15 protein-coding genes are annotated in these 19,323 nt (G+C 62.4%); 9 read left to right on the forward strand and 6 right to left on the reverse strand.

Annotation, left to right across the window (positions count from 1 at the left end; translation table 11 throughout):
* Positions 1-7: 7 nt before the first annotated feature.
* The 5 genes from HX875_RS19455 (at position 8) to HX875_RS19475 (ending at position 5,976) form a co-directional block, all read left to right on the forward strand.
* A complete protein-coding gene (locus tag HX875_RS19455) occupies positions 8-922 on the forward strand; it encodes a PLP-dependent cysteine synthase family protein (RefSeq protein ID WP_177045152.1) in 915 nt (304 codons plus the stop codon).
* Positions 923-944: 22 nt separating this feature from the next.
* A complete protein-coding gene (locus tag HX875_RS19460) occupies positions 945-1,937 on the forward strand; it encodes a serine O-acetyltransferase (RefSeq protein WP_177044755.1) in 993 nt (330 codons plus the stop codon).
* Positions 1,938-1,939: 2 nt separating this feature from the next.
* A complete protein-coding gene (locus HX875_RS19465) occupies positions 1,940-2,668 on the forward strand; it encodes an alanyl-tRNA editing protein (protein ID WP_177044757.1) in 729 nt (242 codons plus the stop codon).
* A 225-nt stretch (positions 2,669-2,893) separates the two neighbouring features.
* Positions 2,894-4,639, forward strand: a complete 1,746-nt coding sequence (locus tag HX875_RS19470; RefSeq protein ID WP_177044759.1) for an ABC transporter permease — start codon at positions 2,894-2,896, stop codon at positions 4,637-4,639.
* 14 nt (positions 4,640-4,653) lie between these two features.
* Positions 4,654-5,976 carry an ABC transporter ATP-binding protein gene (locus tag HX875_RS19475; RefSeq protein ID WP_177044760.1) on the forward strand — a complete coding sequence of 441 codons (1,323 nt, stop codon included), beginning with the start codon at positions 4,654-4,656 and terminating at the stop codon, positions 5,974-5,976.
* Between the two features lie 166 nt (positions 5,977-6,142).
* On the opposite strand, the gene prpD is transcribed toward HX875_RS19475, so the two are convergent.
* The 6 genes from prpD to HX875_RS19505 form a co-directional block, all read right to left on the reverse strand.
* Positions 6,143-7,627: a 2-methylcitrate dehydratase gene (gene prpD / locus HX875_RS19480; RefSeq protein ID WP_177044762.1), complete on the reverse strand. Its 1,485-nt coding sequence runs from the start codon at positions 7,625-7,627 to the stop codon at positions 6,143-6,145.
* A gap of 90 nt (positions 7,628-7,717) precedes the next feature.
* Positions 7,718-8,908, reverse strand: a complete 1,191-nt coding sequence (prpF, locus tag HX875_RS19485; protein WP_177044764.1) for a 2-methylaconitate cis-trans isomerase PrpF — start codon at positions 8,906-8,908, stop codon at positions 7,718-7,720.
* A gap of 42 nt (positions 8,909-8,950) precedes the next feature.
* On the reverse strand, positions 8,951-11,545 hold the full coding sequence (gene acnD, locus HX875_RS19490) for a Fe/S-dependent 2-methylisocitrate dehydratase AcnD (RefSeq protein WP_177044766.1): 2,595 nt from the start codon (positions 11,543-11,545) through the stop codon (positions 8,951-8,953).
* A gap of 205 nt (positions 11,546-11,750) precedes the next feature.
* Entirely contained in the window at positions 11,751-12,878 is a 1,128-nt protein-coding gene (prpC, locus tag HX875_RS19495) for a bifunctional 2-methylcitrate synthase/citrate synthase (protein WP_010176436.1), read from the reverse strand.
* 155 nt (positions 12,879-13,033) lie between these two features.
* Positions 13,034-13,927 (reverse strand): methylisocitrate lyase, encoded by an 894-nt coding sequence (gene prpB, locus HX875_RS19500; RefSeq protein WP_177044768.1) that lies wholly within the window; start codon positions 13,925-13,927, stop codon positions 13,034-13,036.
* Complete coding sequence (locus tag HX875_RS19505; RefSeq protein ID WP_008432676.1) at positions 13,924-14,637, reverse strand: GntR family transcriptional regulator; 714 nt, start codon at positions 14,635-14,637, stop codon at positions 13,924-13,926. Before HX875_RS19505 ends, prpB begins: the two co-directional genes overlap by 4 nt.
* A 251-nt stretch (positions 14,638-14,888) precedes the next feature.
* Between HX875_RS19505 and rloA the strand changes: the two genes are divergently transcribed.
* Genes rloA through pabB form a run of 4 tightly spaced genes read left to right on the forward strand, consistent with a single transcriptional unit; the run spans position 14,889 to position 19,292 of the window.
* Entirely contained in the window at positions 14,889-15,422 is a 534-nt protein-coding gene (gene rloA, locus HX875_RS19510) for a retropepsin-like aspartic peptidase RloA (RefSeq protein WP_177044770.1), read from the forward strand.
* Positions 15,423-15,427: 5 nt separating this feature from the next.
* Positions 15,428-16,960, forward strand: coding sequence for an osmotic stress tolerance membrane protein RloB (gene rloB, locus HX875_RS19515; RefSeq protein WP_003214971.1), 1,533 nt, complete (start codon positions 15,428-15,430; stop codon positions 16,958-16,960).
* On the forward strand, positions 16,960-17,946 hold the full coding sequence (locus tag HX875_RS19520; protein WP_177044772.1) for an alpha-L-glutamate ligase-like protein: 987 nt from the start codon (positions 16,960-16,962) through the stop codon (positions 17,944-17,946). The genes rloB and HX875_RS19520 overlap by 1 nt, the downstream gene beginning before the upstream one ends.
* A 5-nt stretch (positions 17,947-17,951) precedes the next feature.
* Positions 17,952-19,292, forward strand: coding sequence for an aminodeoxychorismate synthase component I (gene pabB, locus HX875_RS19525; RefSeq protein ID WP_177044774.1), 1,341 nt, complete (start codon positions 17,952-17,954; stop codon positions 19,290-19,292).
* Positions 19,293-19,323: the final 31 nt, after the last annotated feature.

The following is a 19,323-nucleotide window of genomic DNA, read 5'->3' on the forward strand; positions in this document are numbered from 1 at the left end:
TTACTTGATGTTGCATAACTCGATACTCGACGCCATTGGCCAAACGCCCATCGTGCGCCTGGAACAGTTTTCCGAAGACCTCGGCATCGAGGTCTACGCCAAGCTGGAATCCCTCAATCCCGGCGGCAGCCACAAGGCGCGCATCGCCCTGGGCATGATCCTCGACGCCGAGCGCCGGGGCATTCTGATCCGTGGTTCAGGCCAGACCATCATCGAGCCCAGCGGCGGCAACACCGGCATCGGCCTGGTGATGGCCGGCAATGTGCTGGGCTACAAAGTGGTGCTGGTGATTCCCGACAACTACAGCCCCGAGAAGCAGAAACTGCTGCGCCTGTACGGCGCCAGGGTAGTGCTGTCGGACAGCCGCCTGGGCAACAATTCCCACGGCGAAAAGTGCATGGAGCTGCAGCTGGAAAACCCCAGCTACGTGATGCTCAACCAGCAGCGCAACGGCGCCAACCCGCAAACCCACCGCGACACCACCGCCCGGGAAATCATCCGCGCCTTCGGCGACAAGCGTGTGGACTACTTCGTCAGCGGCATCGGCACCGGCGGCCACATCACCGGCATCGGCGAAACCCTCAAGAGCGCCTGGCCGGCGGTCCGCGTGATGGGCGTGGAGCCGGAAGAATGCGACCTGCTCAGCGACCGCCACGCGCCGCACCATATCCAGGGCCTGTCCATCGGCTTGATCCCGAGCATCCTCAACGTCGCGATCATTGACGGGATGCTCAAGGTATCGCGCCAGGAATGCCTCGACATGATCAAACGCATCATGCGCACCGACGCCATCAGCCTCGGGCTGTCGTCGGCCGCCAACATGGTGGCCATCGCCAAGCTGGCACCGGAACTGCGCACCGACACCGTCGTGCTGACCATGGTCTACGACAGTGCCGACAGCTACTTGCCCTGTTTTGAATAACAACTATTGCGGGGGTGCCTCCATGGGGGGCTTTATCGACATGCAACAACTGCACGATGAGTTGCTCACCCACCTCATCACCACGCTGGCGCCCGCGCAGTTGAAGCAACTGGAGGAGCACCTTGGCACGCTGGTCCAGACAGCGGCCCAGGCGGTGGCCGAAGACCTGATCGCCTATGCCTGGCGCGACCCGGCCTCCCGTGGGCGCGGGGAGCTGATCCTGGAATCCTATGCCTCGTTCAAGGCGGTGCTGTACTACCGGCTGGCGCACCAGGTATGGAATTTCCCGGACAAGGGCGACGGCGCGTTTTGTGCCATCGCCCTGAAGCTGAGCAACCAGGGCAAGATTCTGTCCGGCGCCGAAATTCACCCCGCCGCCCGCATCGGCCGGCGCTTTGTGCTGGACCACGGCTACGGCACGGTCATCGGCGAAACCTGCGAGATCGGCAACGACTGCTACATCCTCTGCGGCGTGACCCTCGGCGCCCGGGGCATCGCCAACAACCCGGACGGCAAGCGCCATCCACGCCTGGGCAACAACGTGGAAGTCGGTTCCGGCGCGCGGGTGCTGGGCTATGTGCTGATCGGCGACAACGTGTTCATCAGCCCTTCCTGCGTGATCACCCAGGACGTGCCGGCCGGTACCAAGGTCAAGGTGGTCAACCAGATCCAGTTGCAGAAAAACGACGAGTCGGACCACAGCAACTACCTCGGCGCGTTCGCCCTCGACGAACGCCTGCACGTGGTCGGCGAGGTCAACGCCAGCCACAAGGTGACGGTGCTGGACGCCGACTTCCATCCCCTGCCCGGCCTGCTGCTGGAACCCACGGTCAAGGAACGCCATCACCTGCAGTTCCGCCTGCGGCACATAGAAACCAACAGTTACCCGCCGCGCCTGCCGCTGAACCTGAAAGTGACCGGGCCCGAATTTGAAATCACCCTGCTCTCTCCCCCTGGCTTAAGCGCGATGGTTCGTCGCCTGCTGCAAGCCAGCCCACTGATCGTCGGAGGTTGAACATGTCCGTGCACACCATGGAAACCCTCGCGCTGTTCGACAGCGCGCCTTACCAGAACGCTTTCAGTGCGCGGGTGATTGCCGTCAGTGAACAGGGGATCGCCCTGGAGCACACGCTGTTCTATCCCACCGGCGGCGGGCAACCAGGCGACACCGGCCACTTCATCCTGCCCGACGGCAGCCGCGTCGACATCACCGGCACCGTGCGCGACCCGGTGCTGCGCTCGATCATCTGGCATCAAGTGGAACACTGCCCCGAACAACTGGCCGCCGGGATGCAGGTGGACGCAAGCCTGGACTGGGAGCGCCGCTACCAGCACATGAAAATGCACACCTGCCTGCACCTGCTGTGCTCAATCATTGATGCCCCTGTGACCGGGTGCAGCATCAGCTTCGACAAGGGCCGGCTGGATTTCGACCTGCCGGAAATGACCCTCGACAAAGAGACCATCACCCGCGACCTCAACGCCTTGATCGAACAGGCACACGCGGTGAAAACCCTGTCGATGCCCGCCTCGGAGTATTCCACCCTGCTGCAGATCACCCGCACCCAGGCGGTGGCACCGCCGGTGATCCAGGGTTCGGTACGGGTGATCGAAATTACCGGGATCGACATCCAGCCTTGCGGCGGCACCCATGTGACCAATACCGAGGAAATCGGCCGGGTGTTCTGCGAAAAAATCGAGAAGAAAAGCAAACACAACCGCCGGGTGATCCTGCGGTTTGAATAGCCGCCGGGCAGCGGCTGGGGCGCCAACGACCTAGCCGCAGTTCGTACAGCAAACTGACAGCAAATTTATGTGCTTGTAACATTCAGAAACGTACAATCCCGCCAACAACGCCTCGTTGCCCTGACTCGCGAAAACAGCGCCCTTCCTTCCCGGTGGGTCATTCGTGCAGCAGCTAAGCTCACTCCCAATACGCCCTGAACCTGAACGCTGCAGGAATGACTGCCTATGAAAAGAGTGCTCCGTCACTACATACCTGCGTCCACGTTGCGCTTGCTGCCCAACCGCTGGGACTTGGTCGCCCTGCCCCTGGTGATCGGCTTTTTACTGTTTTTCTCCATCACTGCCCGGGAAACCTGGGCGCCCATCGCTACCTTGCAAAGTGAAGTCATCTCGCTGGACCCGGCCAACCTGCCGGAATACGCGATGCGCACCACGATGCGCATGCTCGCGGCGATGGTTGCAGCGCTGGTGTTCACCCTGTTGTACGGCACCCTGGCCGCTAAAAGCCGGCGCGCCGAGAAGCTGCTGGTGCCCGTGCTCGACATCCTGCAATCGGTACCGGTGCTGGGTTATATCTCGTTTACCGTGACGTTCTTCCTGCTGCTGTTCCCCGGGCGCGTGCTCGGCGCGGAGCTGGCGGCCATCTTTGCGATTTTCACCAGCCAGGCCTGGAACATGACGTTCAGCTTCTACCAGTCGCTGCGCATGCTGCCCCATGACCTGGTGGAAGTATCGACCAACCTGCGGCTTTCCGGCTGGCAGCGGTTCTGGAAGCTCGATGTGCCCTTCGCCATGCCGGGGCTGGTGTGGAACATGATGATGAGCATGTCCGGCGGCTGGTTTTTCGTGGTCGCCTCCGAGGCCATTACCGTCGGCGACAAGACCATCACCTTGCCGGGCGTGGGTTCGTACCTGGCCCTGGCGATTGCCCAGAAAGACCTGCACGCCGTGGGATACGTGATCCTGGCGATGATTGTGGTCATCCTGATGTACGACCAGTTCCTGTTCCGCCCGCTGGTGGCCTGGGCCGACAAGTTCCGCATGGAAACCACCGCCTCCCAAGGCGCGGCGCCGCAATCCTGGCTGTTGAACCTGATCCAGCGCACGCGCATCGTCCAGCGCATCCTGCGGCCTGTTACCCGCACCGTCAGCCGCCTGGGCAACAAACGCTTCAGCCTGGCCGGCGGTGCACTCAAGGCGTTGCCGGCAGAAACCCCGCAAGCATCAAAAGTGATCGACTGGGTGTGGGGCACACTCATTGCATTGCTGGCCGCTTATGCGCTGTATCACATCGTGCAGTACGTCGGCACCGAGGTGACCTTGGCCGAAGTCGGCCATGTATTTTTGATGGGCCTGATCACCCTGTTGCGGGTGGCGGGCCTGATCCTGATCGCCTCGCTGATCTGGGTACCTCTAGGCGTGATGATCGGCTTGCGCCCGGCCCTGGCGGAAAAAATCCAGCCACTGGCGCAGTTTCTCGCGGCGTTCCCGGCGAACCTGCTGTTCCCGGTGTTCGTCATCGTGATCCTGCACTACAACCTCAACCCGGATATCTGGCTGAGCCCGCTGATTGTGTTGGGCACCCAGTGGTACATCCTGTTCAACGTGATCGCCGGCGCCAGCGCGTTTCCCAATGACTTCAAGGAAGCCGCCGCCAACTTCCGCATTCGTGGCTGGTTGTGGTGGCGCAAAGTGATGCTGCCGGGGATTTTCCCGTACTACGTCACCGGTGCCATTACCGCCTCGGGCGGTGCCTGGAACGCCAGTATCGTGTCCGAGTACGTGTCCTGGGGCCAGGACAACGTGGTCGCCCACGGGCTGGGCGCCTACATCGCACAGACCACCGCTGCCGGCGACTTCCCGAAGATCGCCCTGGGCGTGGTGGTGATGTCGATCTTCGTGGTGGCGTTCAACCGCGCGGTCTGGCGGCCGATGTACGCCATCGCTGAAAACAAACTTCGTCTGAATTGATGGGATTCGCTGAGATGACTACCTATACCGAGCATGCCGCCGACACCCCGGAAATCTATTCGTTGAAAAACGTGAACCGGGTGTTCGGCAAAGGTAAAGACGAGCTGCAAGTCCTCAGCGGCGTGGATTTGAGCCTGCACGAAGGCGAGATTGTCGGCATGCTCGGCCGCTCTGGCTCAGGCAAGTCGACCTTGCTGCGGATCATCGCAGGGCTGATCCAGCCCTCGTCGGGTGAGGTCCTGTACAACGGCAAGCCACTGACCGGCCCGGCCGAGGGCGTGGCCATGGTGTTCCAGACCTTTGCGCTGTTCCCGTGGCTGACCGTGCTGGAAAACGTCGAGGCCGGCCTGCAGGCCTTGCAGGTCGAGCGCAAGGAAACCCGCAGGCGCGCACTGGCGGCCATCGACCTGATCGGCCTGGACGGTTTTGAAAACGCCTACCCACGGGAACTGTCCGGCGGCATGCGCCAGCGTGTGGGCTTTGCCCGCGGTCTGGTAGTCAACCCGACCTTGTTGCTGATGGACGAGCCTTTCTCGGCGCTGGACGTGCTCACCGCTGAAACCCTGCGCACCGACCTGCTGGACCTGTGGAGCGGCAAGCAACTGCCGATCAAATCGATCCTGATCGTGACCCACAACATCGAAGAAGCCGTGCTGATGTGCGACCGCATCCTGGTGCTGTCGTCCAACCCTGGCCGGGTGGTGGCCGAGATCAAGGTGCCGTTTGCACACCCGCGCAACCGCCTGGACCCGACCTTCAGGCAGATGGTCGATGACATCTACGCCCTGATGACCGACCGCCGCAGCGCTGACGCGAGCAGAGGTCTGCCTGAGCTGAAAATGGGCAGCCTGCTGCCCGAAGTCTCCACCAACCTGATGGCCGGCCTGATCGAAACCCTGGCCGCCGAGCCCTACAACGGCCACGCCGGCCTGCCGACCGTGGCCGAGCGGCGCTTGCTGGAAGTCGATGATCTGTTCCCGGTAGCGGAGATGCTTGAGCATCTGGGCTTCGCCGAACTCAAGGGCGCCGACATCACCCTCACCGACGCCGGCAAACTGTTCGCCGACTACGGCACCCAAGAGCGTAAAACCCTGTTCGCCGAACATCTGATCCGCCACGTGCCGTTGGCCGCACGCATTCACCAGGTGTTGCTGGAGCGCAGCGGCCATCGGGCGCCGCGGGTGCGCTTCGAGCAGGAACTGGAAGATTCGCTGACCGAAGCGTTTGTGGAGAAAACCCTGGAAAGCGTGGTGGCGTGGGGGCGGTATGCGGAGATTTTCTCCTATGACGACCATACCGAGACGTTCAGCCTGGATGACGTCGAGGGCAGCATGTAGCGACATGATGCCGACCACTTTCCATTGAACAACACAGAACAAATGTGGGAGCTGGCTTGCCTGCGATGGCATCACCTCGGTGTATCTGGAAGACCGAGGTGCCTGCATCGCAGGCAAGCCAGCTCCCACATTTATTGGGTTTACATAGTGAGTGCCGTGGTGTTTTTCAGATCACGAACAGCTCAATAAAGCGGTTTACCGGGGTGGCCTCAAGCTTTTCCTGATCCTTGCACAGCGCAAAAATCTCGGCACTGCGCTGTGCGGTAAACCGGGTCGCCAGGTTGGCCTTGAACTTGTCCTCCAGCAACGGAATGCCATCCACCCGGCGGCGGCGGTGGCCAATCGGGTATTCCACGGCCACCTGTTCGGTGCTGGAACCATCCTTGAAGAACACCTGCACCGCGTTGGCAATGGAGCGTTTGTCGGCCTCCAGGTATTCGCGGCTGTAGCGCGGCTCTTCGACGATGACCATCTTCTCCCGCAGCTCATCAATGATCGGATGGGCCGCATGGAACTCATCTTCGTATTGCTCGGCCACCAGGTTGCCAAACGCCAGCGGCACAGCCGTCATGTACTGAAGGCAATGATCACGGTCCGCCGCATTGGCCAACTGCCCGACCTTGGAAATGATCCGGATTGCCGACTCGTGGGTGGTGATGACAATCCTGTCGATCTCATGCAGACGGTGCTTCACCTGCGGGTGCAGGGTGACTGCTGCCTCACAAGCCGTTTGCGCGTGGAACTCCGCCGGGAAACTGATCTTGAACAGCACGTTTTCCATCACATAAGTGCCGTAGGGCTGGGACAGGCTGAAGGCGCGCTTGTCTTCAGGCTTGAGCGCCAGGTCCTTGTTGGTGTGGCTGAACAGCACGTCATAAAAGCCCCACTGCGGCGCGCTCAACACGCCGGGAATACCCATCTCGCCACGCATGGCGATATCGGCCAGGCGCACTCCGCGACTCGACGCATCCCCCGCCGCCCACGACTTGCGCGAACCGGCGTTCGGCGCATGGCGATAAGTACGCAGCGCCTGGCCATCGACAAACGCCTGGGACAGGGCCGACAGCAGTTGCTCACGGTTGGCGCCCATCAGTTTGGCGGTGACGGCGGTGGAGGCGACTTTCACCAGCAGCACATGGTCGAGGCCGACGCGGTTGAAGGAGTTTTCCAGGGCAATCACGCCCTGGATTTCGTGAGCCATGATCATCGCGTCCAGCACCGCCCGCACGGTCAGCGGCGCATCGCCATTGGCCACGCGCTTTTGCGAGAGATGGTCGGCGACTGCGAGGATGCCGCCGAGGTTATCCGAGGGATGGCCCCATTCCGCGGCGAGCCAGGTGTCGTTGTAGTCGAGCCAGCGCACGATGCAGCCGATGTCCCACGCGGCCTTGACCGGGTCCAGGCGGAACGAGGTGCCCGGCACCCGTGCGCCGAACGGCACCACCGTGCCCTCGACGATCGGCCCCAGGTGCTTGGTGCATTCCGGGAAACGCAGGGCCAGCAGGCCGCAACCGAGGGTGTCCATCAGGCAGTTACGGGCGGTGTCCAGTGCGTCGCGGGATTCGATCCTGAAGTCCAGGACATAGTCGGCGATGTCCTGCAGGACCTGGTCGTAGTCTGGGCGGTTGTTCTGGTCGACGTTGGCGCTCATGGCAGTACTCCAAAAGTTAGGGGTTATTCCATCCTCAGGGTCAGGGTTGAAGTTTTATAAAAGGCAGGTCTTGGCGCCTGCCTGTGATCGCTAGAAAGAGTCGCCGGGCACGCGCACGAAACCTTCCATCAACACTCGCGCACTGCGGCTCATGATGGCTTTTTTCACGACCCATTCACCGTCGACCTGGCTGGCCTCGGCGCCTACGCGCAACGTGCCGGACGGATGTCCGAAGCGCACTGCATTGCGCTCCACGCCACCCGCCGCCAAATTCACCAGCGTGCCGGAAATCGCCGCCGCCGTGCCAATCGCCACCGCCGCCGTGCCCATCATCGCGTGGTGCAGCTTGCCCATCGACAGCGCCCGCACCAGCAGGTCCACATCGCCTGCCTTGATCGCCTTGCCGCTGGACGCCACGTAATCCGCAGGCTTTGCCACAAACGCCACCTTCGGCGTGTGCTGGCGCTGGGCCGCTTCGTCCAGGTGTTTGATCAAGCCCATACGCAGTGCGCCATGGGCTCGGATGGTTTCAAACATCGCCAGGGCTTTTGGGTCGCCATTGATCGCGCCCTGCAACTCGGTACCGGTGTAACCCAGGTCTTCAGCATTGATGAAGATGGTGGGAATCCCGGCATTGATCAGCGTCGCCTTGAACGTGCCGACACCCGGCACTTCCAGGTCATCCACCAGGTTGCCGGTAGGAAACATCGAGCCACCGCCGCCCTCTTCTTCCGCCGCCGGATCCATGAATTCCAACTGCACTTCGGCGGCCGGGAAGGTCACGCCGTCCAGTTCGAAGTCGCCGGTTTCCTGCACCGCGCCGTCGGTGATCGGCACGTGGGCGATGATGGTCTTGCCGATATTCGCCTGCCAGACCCGCACCACGGCCACGCCGTTTTGCGGAACCCGCGCCGCGTCTACCAGCCCGGCGCTGATGGCGAACGACCCCACCGCCGCCGACAGGTTGCCGCAGTTGCCGCTCCAGTCCACGAACGGCTTGTCGATGGATACCTGGCCAAACAGGTAGTCCACGTCGTGATCGGCGCGGGTGCTCTTGGCGAGGATCACGGTTTTGCTGGTGCTGGAGGTGGCGCCGCCCATGCCGTCGATTTGCTTGTCGTACGGGTCGGGGCTGCCGATCACCCGCAACAACAAGGCATCCCGTGCGGCACCGGGAACCTGGGCCGACTCGGGCAAATCCTTGAGGCTGAAAAACACGCCTTTACTGGTGCCGCCACGCATGTAGGTGGCGGGAATCTTGATCTGCGGTACGTGTGCCATGGTGGTCCTCATGGGCCGGGGCGCGAACCCCGGCCACAGTTGTCAGGCAGTAACAGCCGATTCCAGGAAGTCCTGGGCAAAGCGTTGCAACACGCCGCCCGCCTCGTAGATCGACACTTCTTCAGCCGTGTCCAGGCGGCAGGTCACCGGCACCTCGACACGCTCGCCATTCCTGCGGTTGATCAACAAGGTCAGTTGCGCACGCGGGGTGCGCTCGCCGATCACGTCGTAGGTTTCGGTGCCGTCGATCTTCAACGTCTTGCGGTCGGTGCCCGGCAGGAACTCCAGGGGCAACACGCCCATGCCCACCAGGTTGGTGCGGTGGATACGCTCGAAGCCTTCGGCAGCAATCGCTTCCACACCCGCCAGGCGCACGCCCTTGGCCGCCCAGTCCCGGGACGAACCCTGGCCATAGTCGGCACCGGCGATGATGATCAGCGGCTGCTTGCGTTCCATGTAGGTTTCGATGGCTTCCCACATGCGCGTGACCTTGCCTTCCGGCTCCAGGCGCGCCAGGGAACCCTGCTTGACCTTGCCGTCTTCAACCACCATTTCATTGAACAGTTTCGGGTTGGCGAAGGTGGCGCGTTGCGCGGTCAAATGGTCGCCCCTGTGAGTCGCATAGGAGTTGAAGTCGACTTCCGGCAGGCCCATTTTCGCCAGGTATTCACCGGCGGCGCTGTCGAGCATGATCGCGTTGGACGGCGACAGGTGATCGGTGGTGATGTTGTCCGGCAGCACCGCCAGCGGGCGCATGCCCTTGAGCGGACGTGCGCCGGCCAGGGCGCCTTCCCAATACGGCGGGCGGCGGATGTAGGTGCTCTGCGGGCGCCAGTCGTACAGCGGCGTGACTTTGGGGCCGGTGTCTTCGTGGATCGCGAACATCGGGATGTAGACCTGGCGGAACTGCTCCGGCTTGACCGAGGCCTTGACCACTGCATCGATTTCTTCGTCGCTCGGCCAGATGTCCTTCAGGCGGATTTCCTGGCCGTCGGCGTCCAGGCCCAGCACGTCTTTTTCGATGTCGAAACGGATGGTGCCGGCAATCGCATAGGCCACCACCAGCGGCGGCGAAGCGAGGAACGCTTGCTTGGCGTACGGGTGGATGCGGCCGTCGAAGTTACGGTTGCCCGAGAGCACGGCGGTGGCGTACAGGTCGCGGTCGATGATCTCTTGCTGGATCACCGGATCGAGCGCGCCAGACATGCCGTTGCAGGTGGTGCAGGCGAACGCCACCACGCCGAAACCCAACTGCTCCAGCTCAGTGGTCAGCCCGGCTTCGTCGAGGTACATCGCTACGGTTTTCGAACCCGGCGCCAGGGACGACTTGACCCACGGCTTGCGGGCCAGCCCGAGCTTGTTGGCGTTGCGCGCCAGCAGGCCGGCGGCAATCACGTTGCGCGGGTTGCTGGTGTTGGTGCAACTGGTGATGGCAGCGATGATCACCGCGCCGTCGGGCATTTGCCCCGGCACGTCATCCCACTGGCCAGAGATGCCCTTGGCTGCCAGGTCGCTGGTGGCGACGCGGGCGTGGGGGTTGCTCGGGCCGGCCATGTTGCGCACCACCGAGGACAAATCGAAGCTCAGGCCACGCTCGTATTGCGCGCCCTTGAGGTCGTCTGCCCACAGGCCGGTGTGGCGAGCGTATTGCTCCACCAGGGCGACTTGTTCGTCTTCACGGCCGGTGAGTTTCAGGTAGGCGATGGTCTGCTGATCGATGTAGAACATCGCCGCGGTGGCACCGTATTCCGGGGCCATGTTGGAGATGGTGGCGCGGTCGCCCAAGGTCAGCGCGGACGCGCCTTCACCGAAGAACTCCAGCCATGCGCCCACGACCTTTTGCTTGCGCAGGAACTCGGTCAGCGCCAGCACCATGTCGGTGGCGGTGATGCCCGGTTGCAGCTTGCCCGTCAGTTCCACGCCGACGCTTTCCGGCAGGCGCATCCACGAGGCGCGGCCAAGCATCACGCTCTCCGCTTCGAGGCCGCCAACGCCGATGGCGATCACGCCCAATGCGTCCACGTGCGGCGTGTGGCTGTCGGTGCCGACGCAGGTATCCGGGAAGGCCACGCCGTCACGCACCTGGATCACCGGAGACATTTTCTCCAGGTTGATCTGGTGCATGATGCCGTTGCCCGGCGGGATCACATCGACGTTCTTGAAGGCCTTTTTGGTCCACTCGATAAAGTGGAAACGGTCTTCGTTGCGGCGGTCTTCGATGGCGCGGTTTTTCTCGAAAGCCTGCGGGTCAGACCCACCGGCTTCGACGGCCAGGGAATGGTCGACGATCAGTTGGGTGGGCACCACCGGGTTGACCTGGGCCGGGTCACCGCCTTGCAGGGCGATGGCATCGCGCAGGCCGGCGAGGTCCACGAGGGCGGTCTGGCCGAGGATGTCGTGGCAGACAACGCGGGCCGGGAACCACGGAAAATCGAGGTCGCGCTTGCGCTCGATCAGTTGGCTCAGGGACGCGTTGAGGGTCGCCGGGTCGCAGCGACGCACCAGGTTCTCGGCGAGTACGCGGGAGGTGTACGGCAGCGTGGCGTAGGCGCCGGGGGTGATTGCGTCGACGGCCGCACGGGCGTCGTAGAAATCGAGGCGGCTGCCGGGCAGCGGTTTGCGGTGTTCAGTGTTCATAGGCTGGGACTCGGTCACGGTAAGGTGTACAGCAAAAACCTGTGGCATGGGCCTGGATGAACACGGTCCCTGTGGGAGCCGGGCTTGCCCGCGATGCGGGCACCTCGATGTGTCAGTTACACCGAGGTGATGCTATCGCAGGCAAGCCAGCTCCCACATTGAACCGGTTCCGATCCTTAAAACCGGCGCCTCAGATTCCCACCACTCAGCGACGTTCGATTGGCACGAACTTGCGCTGCTCAACGCCGATGTACTCGGCGCTCGGACGGATAATGCGGTTGTTGGCACGCTGTTCGAACACGTGAGCCGCCCAGCCGGTGAGGCGTGAGCAGACGAAAATCGGGGTGAACAGCTTGGTCGGGATGCCCATGAAGTGGTACGCCGAGGCATGGTAGAAGTCGGCGTTGGGGAACAGTTTCTTCTGCTCCCACATGGTCTTGTCGATGGCTTCGGAAACTGGGAACAACACCGTGTCGCCCACTTCGTCGGCAAGTTTTTTCGACCAGCCCTTGATCACTTCATTACGCGGGTCGCTGTCTTTATAGATCGCGTGGCCGAAGCCCATGATCTTGTCCTTGCGCGCCAGCATGCCGAGGGTGCCTTCCACCGCTTCCTGGGCGGACGAGAAACGCTCGATCATTTCCATCGCCGCTTCGTTGGCGCCACCGTGCAGCGGGCCGCGCAGGGAGCCGATGGCGGCGGTGACGCAGGAATACAGGTCCGACAGGGTCGACGCACACACGCGGGCGGTGAAGGTCGAGGCGTTGAACTCGTGCTCGGCGTAGAGGATCAGCGACACGTTCATCACTTTGACGTGCAAGTCGCTGGGCTTCTTGTCGTGCAGCAGGTGCAGGAAGTGGCCGCCGATGCTCGGCTCGTCGGTCACGCAATTGATGCGCTGGCCGTCGTGGCTGAAGCGGTACCAGTAGCACATGATCGCCGGGAACGCGGCCAGCAGGCGGTCGGTCACGTCGCGCTGCACGGAGAAGTCTTTCTCCGGCTCGATATTGCCCAGGAACGAGCAACCGGTGCGCATCACGTCCATCGGGTGGGCGTCGGCGGGGATGCGTTCCAGCACTTCTTTCAGCGCCTGGGGCAGGTCGCGCAGCTTGCCGAGCTTGGCGGTGTAGGCGGCCAGTTCGGCCTGGGTCGGCAGTTCGCCGTACAGCAGCAGGTAGGCGACTTCTTCAAACTGCGCGTCGGCGGCGAGTTCGCGCACATCGTAGCCACGATAGGTCAAGCCGGCACCGGCCTGGCCCACGGTGGACAGTGCGGTCTGCCCGGCAACCTGGCCACGCAGGCCAGCTCCACTCAGTACTTTTGCTTCGGCCATGGTTATCTCCAATCTTGTAGTTATTCAGGGAGGCGTGTTCACAACACACCCTCTACTGTAGGAGCCGGCTTGCCGGCGATGAGTCCCTCGACATCGGCGCAATCCTTGAAGGCGCCATCGCCGGCAAGCCGGCTCCTACAGTGAGCGAACAGCCTTTATTTTTTGGCGGCGAACAGCGCGTCGAGCTTCTGCTCGAAGGTGTGATAGTCGATGCGATCGTAAAGCTCCATGCGGGTTTGCATGGTGTCGATCACGTTCTGCTGGGTGCCGTCGCGACGAATCGCGGTGTAGACGTTCTCGGCGGCCTTGTTCATGGCGCGGAAAGCCGAGAGCGGGTACAGGACAATGGAAACATCCGCAGATTTCAACTGATCGACGGTGTAGAGCGGCGTTGCACCGAACTCGGTGATGTTGGCCAGGATCGGCGCTTTCACGCGGGAGGCGAACAGCTTGTACATCTCAAGCTCCGTGATGGCTTCCGGGAACACCATGTCGGCACCGGCCTCGATGCAGGCGGCGGCGCGTTCCAGGGCGGATTCCAGGCCTTCGACGGCGAGCGCATCGGTACGGGCCATGATCACGAAGCTGTCATCGGTGCGCGCATCCACGGCGGCCTTGATGCGGTCGACCATTTCCTGCTGGGACACGATCTCTTTATTCGGACGATGGCCGCAACGCTTGGCGCCCACCTGGTCTTCGATATGGATCGCCGCCGCGCCGAACTTGATCATCGACTTGACGGTGCGCGCCACGTTGAACGCCGAGGAACCGAAACCGGTGTCCACGTCCACCAGCAGCGGCAGGTCGCACACGTCGGTGATGCGGCGCACGTCGGTCAGCACGTCATCCAGGCCGGTGATGCCGAGGTCCGGCACGCCGAGGGAGCCGGCAGCCACCCCGCCACCCGACAGGTAGATCGCCTTGAACCCGGCACGCTTGGCCAGCAGCGCGTGGTTGGCGTTGATCGCGCCGACCACTTGCAAGGGCTGCTCGCTGGCAACCGCGTCACGGAAACGCTGGCCTGGAGTGATGTTGTTATTGGAACTCATGACTCACCTCGTGATTGGGGAGCGCCGTCCGGGAAGTGACGGGCAATGTTGCGTTTGGAAGCGCCGATATGCCGGCGCATCAACAACTCGGCCAGTTCACCGTCGCGATCGGCAATCGCGTCAAGAATGCGGTGATGCTCGGCAAAGGCCTGGCGTGGACGATTGGGGGTGGCGGAGAACTGGATTCGGTACATGCGCACCAACTGATACAGCTCGCCGCACAGCATTTGGGTCAGGGTGCGGTTACCGGCGCCTTGAATTATCCGGTAATGAAAATCGAAGTCGCCTTCCTGCTGGTAGTAGCCGACACCGGCCTGGAAGGCTGCATCGCGCTCGTGGGTGTGCAGCACCTGGCGCAATTCTTCAATCTCGGCGTCGGTCATGCGCTCGGCCGCCAGGCGGCAGGCCATGCCTTCGAGGGATTCGCGGATTTCGTAGAGCTCGATCAGCTCTTCATGGCTCAAGGACACCACTCTTGCGCCTACATGGGGGATGCGCACCAGCAGGCGCTGGCCTTCCAGGCGGTGGATCGCCTCGCGCAGCGGGCCACGGCTGATGCCGTAGGTGCGCGCCAGTTCCGGCTCGGAGATCTTGCTGCCCGGGGCGATCTCGCCCTTGACGATGGCGGCCTGGATACGCCGGAAGACGTTCTCGGACATGGTCTGGGAATCGTCTTGGGCCATCACTGGGGTTTCCAGTTGATCCAGCATATTGTCGACACCTTTAAAAGCAATGCCGCAAAAACTAGCCAATCAGCCCCGGATAGTCAAAGAATAAATACACATTGTCGACAATCGTCTAATAACCTGCCTTGCACTCTATCAGGGCATGGCCGGCTGCCAGCGCTGGCACAAGAAAACCTTCATGTTAGAATGCCGGCCACTTTTGCCTGCCATCCATGGATGAAAGGCGCACCAGAGATTGCGCAGCGATGCCAGTCGCCTGTCCCGCGTCAGGATTTATGAGACTCAAGCCCTTCCCCTTTTTGCTTCTACTGTTCATACCGGGCCTTGGCGTTGCAGCCGAGAAGACCGTGTATGGCCTCAATGAATACGCCAAGTTGGCCGGCATTGACCTGGAAGTGGCCGCCAAACTCGACACCGGTGCCAAGACCGCCTCCCTGAGCGCCCGCGACATCAAGCGTTTCAAGCGCAACGGCGAATCCTGGGTACGCTTTTATCTCGCCATCGACACCGCCCATTCCCACCCCATCGAGCGTCCCCTGGCCCGCGTGAGCAAGATCAAGCGCCGCGCCGGCGACTACGACCCCGATGAAGACAAGAACTACACCGCCCGTCCAGTGATTGCCCTGGACATCTGCATGGGCACCGCTTTACGCAGCATCGAAGTGAACTTGACTGACCGCAGCGCTTTCCAATACCCGCTGCTGATCGGCTCCGAAGCGCTGAAACGCTTTGATGCGCTGGTCGACCCCAGTCTTAAATACGCGGCGGGCAAACCTGCCTGCGCCACCGACGCTCATACCGCTGAGTAATTTGAATGCGCTCTCTTAATCTGCACCTGAAAATCCTGATCGCCGTGTTGGTGGTCCTGGGCATTTCGGTCACCGCCTACCAGATTTTCGTGCTGGGCATTCCCGTCACCGAGGACGCCACCGACGACCTGTGGAACATCGACGCCAAGGTCGAGTTCGTCGCCAGCGCCAAGGACCCGGTGAAAATCCAGATGTTCGTGCCGCCGTTAAGCCGCGACTTCGTCAGCCTGAACGAAAGCTTTATCTCGAATAACTACGGCGTGAGCGTCAACCGCCTCGATGGCAACCGCAAGGTCACCTGGTCGGCCCGCCGGGCCAAGGGCAACCAGACCCTCTACTACCGCCTGGTGCTGACCAAGCGCTACAGCGGTGAAAAGGTCAAGGTCAAGGGCCCCACCTTCCGCGACAGCATTGCCGTCGAAGGCCCGGAAAAAATCGCCGCCGAAGCCCTGCTGGCACCAATCCGCCAGCACTCGGCCGACGTCGAGACCTTTATCAGCGAAGCCATCAAGCGCACCAACAACCTCAACGACGACAACGTGAAGCTGCTGCTGGCGGGCGACCCGTCAACGCCGCACAAGGCCAAGATCGTCGAGCTGCTGCTGTCCATCGCCCACGTGCCGGTGGAAAAGGTCCACACCATCCGCCTGGTGGCCGACCAGCCGCAAACCCCGGAACTCTGGCTGCGCAGCTTCAACGGCAATGACTGGCTGTACTTCAACCCAGACACCGGCGAACAAGGCCTGCCGGCCGACCGCCTGCTGTGGTGGACCGGCGATGAAAACCTGATCACCGTCGACGGTGGCAAGAAAGCCATGGTGACCTTCAGCCTCAACAACAGTGAAATGAACGCGATCCGCCTGGCCAAGCTGACGGACGAAAACACCGACGCCAACTTCCTCGAATACTCGCTGTACGGCCTGCCGCTGCAAACCCAGCAGACCTTCATGATCATGGTGATGATCCCGATTGGCGTGCTGGTGATCCTGATCCTGCGCAACCTGATCGGCCTGCAGACCCTCGGCACGTTTACCCCGGTGCTGATTGCCCTGGCGTTCCGCGAGACACAGTTGGGCTTCGGGATTGTGCTGTTCACCATTATTACGGCGCTGGGGCTGTCGCTGCGGTCTTACCTGGAACACTTGAAGCTGCAGATGCTACCGAGGCTCTCGGTGGTGCTGACCTTCGTGGTGGTGCTGATCGCGGCCATCAGCCTGTTCAGCCACAAGCTGGGCCTGGAACGCGGGCTGTCGGTGGCACTGTTCCCGATGGTAATCCTGACCATGACCATCGAACGCCTGTCGATCACCTGGGAAGAGCGCGGTGGCGGCCACGCGATGAAAGTCGCGATCGGCACGCTGTTCGCGGCCTCCCTGGCCCACATCATCATGAGCGTGCCGGAGCTGATCTACTTCGTGTTCACCTTCCCGGCGATCCTGCTGATCCTGGTGGGTTTCATGCTGGCCATGGGTCGTTATCGCGGCTACCGCCTGACCGAACTGGTGCGCTTCAAGGCGTTCCTCAAGGCTGACTCGTAATGTTCGGCTTCTGGAAGACCTGGAAGGCCCTGGAAGCGCGGGGAATCATGGGCATCAACCGGCGTAACGCCGACTATGTGCTCAAGTACAACAAGCGCAGCCTGTACCCGATCGTGGATGACAAGATCATCACCAAGGAACGGGCCATGGCGGCCGGCATCCACGTGCCGGAGATGTACGGGGTCATTTCCACCGAGAAGGAAATCGACAAGCTCGACGAGATCATCGGCGGGCGCAGCGACTTCGTGATCAAGCCGGCCCAGGGCGCCGGCGGTGACGGCATCCTGGTGATCGCCGACCGGTTTGAAGGGCGCTATCGCACGGTCTCCGGCAAGATCATCAGCCACGAAGAGATCGAGCATCAGATTTCCAGCATCCTCACCGGCCTGTATTCCCTCGGCGGCCACCGCGACCGGGCGCTGATCGAATACCGCGTGGTGCCCGACCAGATCTTCAAGAGCATCAGCTACGAAGGCGTGCCGGACATCCGCATCATTGTGCTGATGGGCTACCCGGTGATGGCCATGCTGCGCCTGCCCACCCGCCAGTCCGGCGGCAAGGCCAACCTGCACCAGGGCGCGATTGGCGTGGGTGTAGACCTGGCTACCGGCCTGACCCTGCGGGGCACCTGGCTGAACAACATCATCACCAAACACCCCGACACCACCAACGCGGTGGACGGCGTGCAACTGCCCAACTGGGACGGTTTCATGAAGCTCGCCGCCGGTTGCTATGAACTGTGTGGCCTGGGCTATATCGGCGTGGACATGGTGCTGGACCAGGAAAAAGGCCCGCTGATCCTCGAGCTGAACGCTCGCCCGGGGCTGAATATCCAGATCGCCAACGACTGCGGCCTGACCTTGCGTACCCATGCGGTGGAAGCCCGACTGGAAGCGCTGAAGGCCGCAGGCGTGACGGAAACGCCCGAAGAACGGGTGAAGTTCGTGCAGGAGATGTTTGGGCATATTCCGGCGGTCGAGGGATAAACCCAGTGACCTGCTCCGTACATCCGCTGCCCTACCGGGCCAACCCTGCCGAATACTTTGCAGCGATCCGCCATGCGCCCGGCGCGGTGCTGCTGGACAGTGGCCGACCGGCGGCCGAGCGCGGCCGTTATGACCTGCTGAGCGCCTGGCCCGAAACGACCCTGGCGGTGCTGCCCGACGAAAGCGGCAGCGATTTCCTGCAACGCTTGCGGGAAAACCTGACGTTGCTGGGTGAAGCCGACATTCCCGCGCCCTACGAACTGCCGTTTGCCGGCGGCCTCATTGGCTACCTGAGCTATGACTTCGGTCGTCATCTTGAGCAACTGCCACACCTGGCCGTGGACGACCTGCACCTGCCGGATGCGCGCTTTGGCCTGTACGCCTGGGCCTTGATCAGCGATCACCAGGCGCAGACCAGCCAACTGGTGTTCCACCCCAAACTGGCGGAAAACGAGCGGCAACGCTTGATCAACCTGTTCAGCCAGCCCGCCATCAGCCCACAGGCAACGTTCAAGCTGCAAGGCCCCATGGCCCCGGACGTGACCGCCCAAACCTACCAGCAAGCCCTCGCCCGCATCCAGGACTACATCCAGGCCGGCGACTGCTACCAGGTCAACTTTGCCCAACGCTTCCGCGCCCCGTGCAGCGGCGACCCGTGGGTGGCCTACTGCGCCCTGCGCGAAGCCTGCCCTACTCCGTTTTCCGGGTTCCAGAGCCTGCCGGACGATGGCGCAGTGCTGAGTTTGTCGCCGGAGCGCTTCGTCAAAATCAGCCAGCGCCAGGTGGAAACCCGCCCGATCAAGGGCACCCGGCCACGGGGGGCGACGCCTGCGGAAGACGCCGCCAACGCCGCCGAACTGCTGGCCAGCCCCAAGGATCGTGCCGAGAACCTGATGATCGTCGACCTGCTGCGCAACGACCTGGGCCGCACCTGCCGTACCGGCTCGGTGAAAGTACCGGAGTTGTTCAGCCTGGAAAGCTATCCGAATGTGCATCACCTGGTCAGTAGCGTGACCGGCGAACTGGCCGACGATAAAGACGCCCTGGACCTGATTGCCGGCAGCTTCCCCGGCGGCTCCATCACCGGCGCTCCGAAGATCCGTGCAATGCAGATCATCGACGAGCTGGAGCCGACGCGGCGTGGGTTGTACTGCGGGTCACTGCTGTACCTGGACGTGCGCGGCGAGATGGACAGCTCCATCGCGATTCGCAGCTTGCTGGTCAAGGATGGGCAGGTGTGCTGCTGGGGCGGCGGCGGGATCGTCGCGGACTCGGAGTGGCAAGCGGAGTATCAGGAGTCGATGACCAAGGTGCGGGTGTTGCTGGAAACGCTGGAAGGCTTGTAGCGACTGGGCAGGCCCCATCGCAGGCAAGCCA

The sequence above is a fragment of the Pseudomonas yamanorum genome, from assembly GCF_013386765.1.
GTDB lineage: Bacteria > Pseudomonadota > Gammaproteobacteria > Pseudomonadales > Pseudomonadaceae > Aquipseudomonas > Aquipseudomonas yamanorum_A.

Excerpts from the sequence above, each read along its gene's own strand:
- acnD (WP_177044766.1), bottom strand. The coding sequence starts at position 11,545 with ATGAACACTGAACACCGCAAACCGCTGCCCGGCAGCCGCCTCGATTTC.
- HX875_RS19475 (WP_177044760.1), top strand. The coding sequence starts at position 4,654 with ATGACTACCTATACCGAGCATGCCGCCGACACCCCGGAAATCTATTCG.
- HX875_RS19520 (WP_177044772.1), top strand. The coding sequence starts at position 16,960 with ATGTTCGGCTTCTGGAAGACCTGGAAGGCCCTGGAAGCGCGGGGAATC.
- prpC (WP_010176436.1), bottom strand. The coding sequence starts at position 12,878 with ATGGCCGAAGCAAAAGTACTGAGTGGAGCTGGCCTGCGTGGCCAGGTT.
- prpF (WP_177044764.1), bottom strand. The coding sequence starts at position 8,908 with ATGGCACACGTACCGCAGATCAAGATTCCCGCCACCTACATGCGTGGC.
- rloA (WP_177044770.1), top strand. The coding sequence starts at position 14,889 with ATGAGACTCAAGCCCTTCCCCTTTTTGCTTCTACTGTTCATACCGGGC.
- rloB (WP_003214971.1), top strand. The coding sequence starts at position 15,428 with ATGCGCTCTCTTAATCTGCACCTGAAAATCCTGATCGCCGTGTTGGTG.
- prpB (WP_177044768.1), bottom strand. The coding sequence starts at position 13,927 with ATGAGTTCCAATAACAACATCACTCCAGGCCAGCGTTTCCGTGACGCG.
- prpD (WP_177044762.1), bottom strand. The coding sequence starts at position 7,627 with ATGAGCGCCAACGTCGACCAGAACAACCGCCCAGACTACGACCAGGTC.
- HX875_RS19460 (WP_177044755.1), top strand. The coding sequence starts at position 945 with ATGGGGGGCTTTATCGACATGCAACAACTGCACGATGAGTTGCTCACC.
- HX875_RS19455 (WP_177045152.1), top strand. The coding sequence starts at position 8 with ATGTTGCATAACTCGATACTCGACGCCATTGGCCAAACGCCCATCGTG.
- HX875_RS19505 (WP_008432676.1), bottom strand. The coding sequence starts at position 14,637 with ATGCTGGATCAACTGGAAACCCCAGTGATGGCCCAAGACGATTCCCAG.
- HX875_RS19465 (WP_177044757.1), top strand. The coding sequence starts at position 1,940 with ATGTCCGTGCACACCATGGAAACCCTCGCGCTGTTCGACAGCGCGCCT.
- HX875_RS19470 (WP_177044759.1), top strand. The coding sequence starts at position 2,894 with ATGAAAAGAGTGCTCCGTCACTACATACCTGCGTCCACGTTGCGCTTG.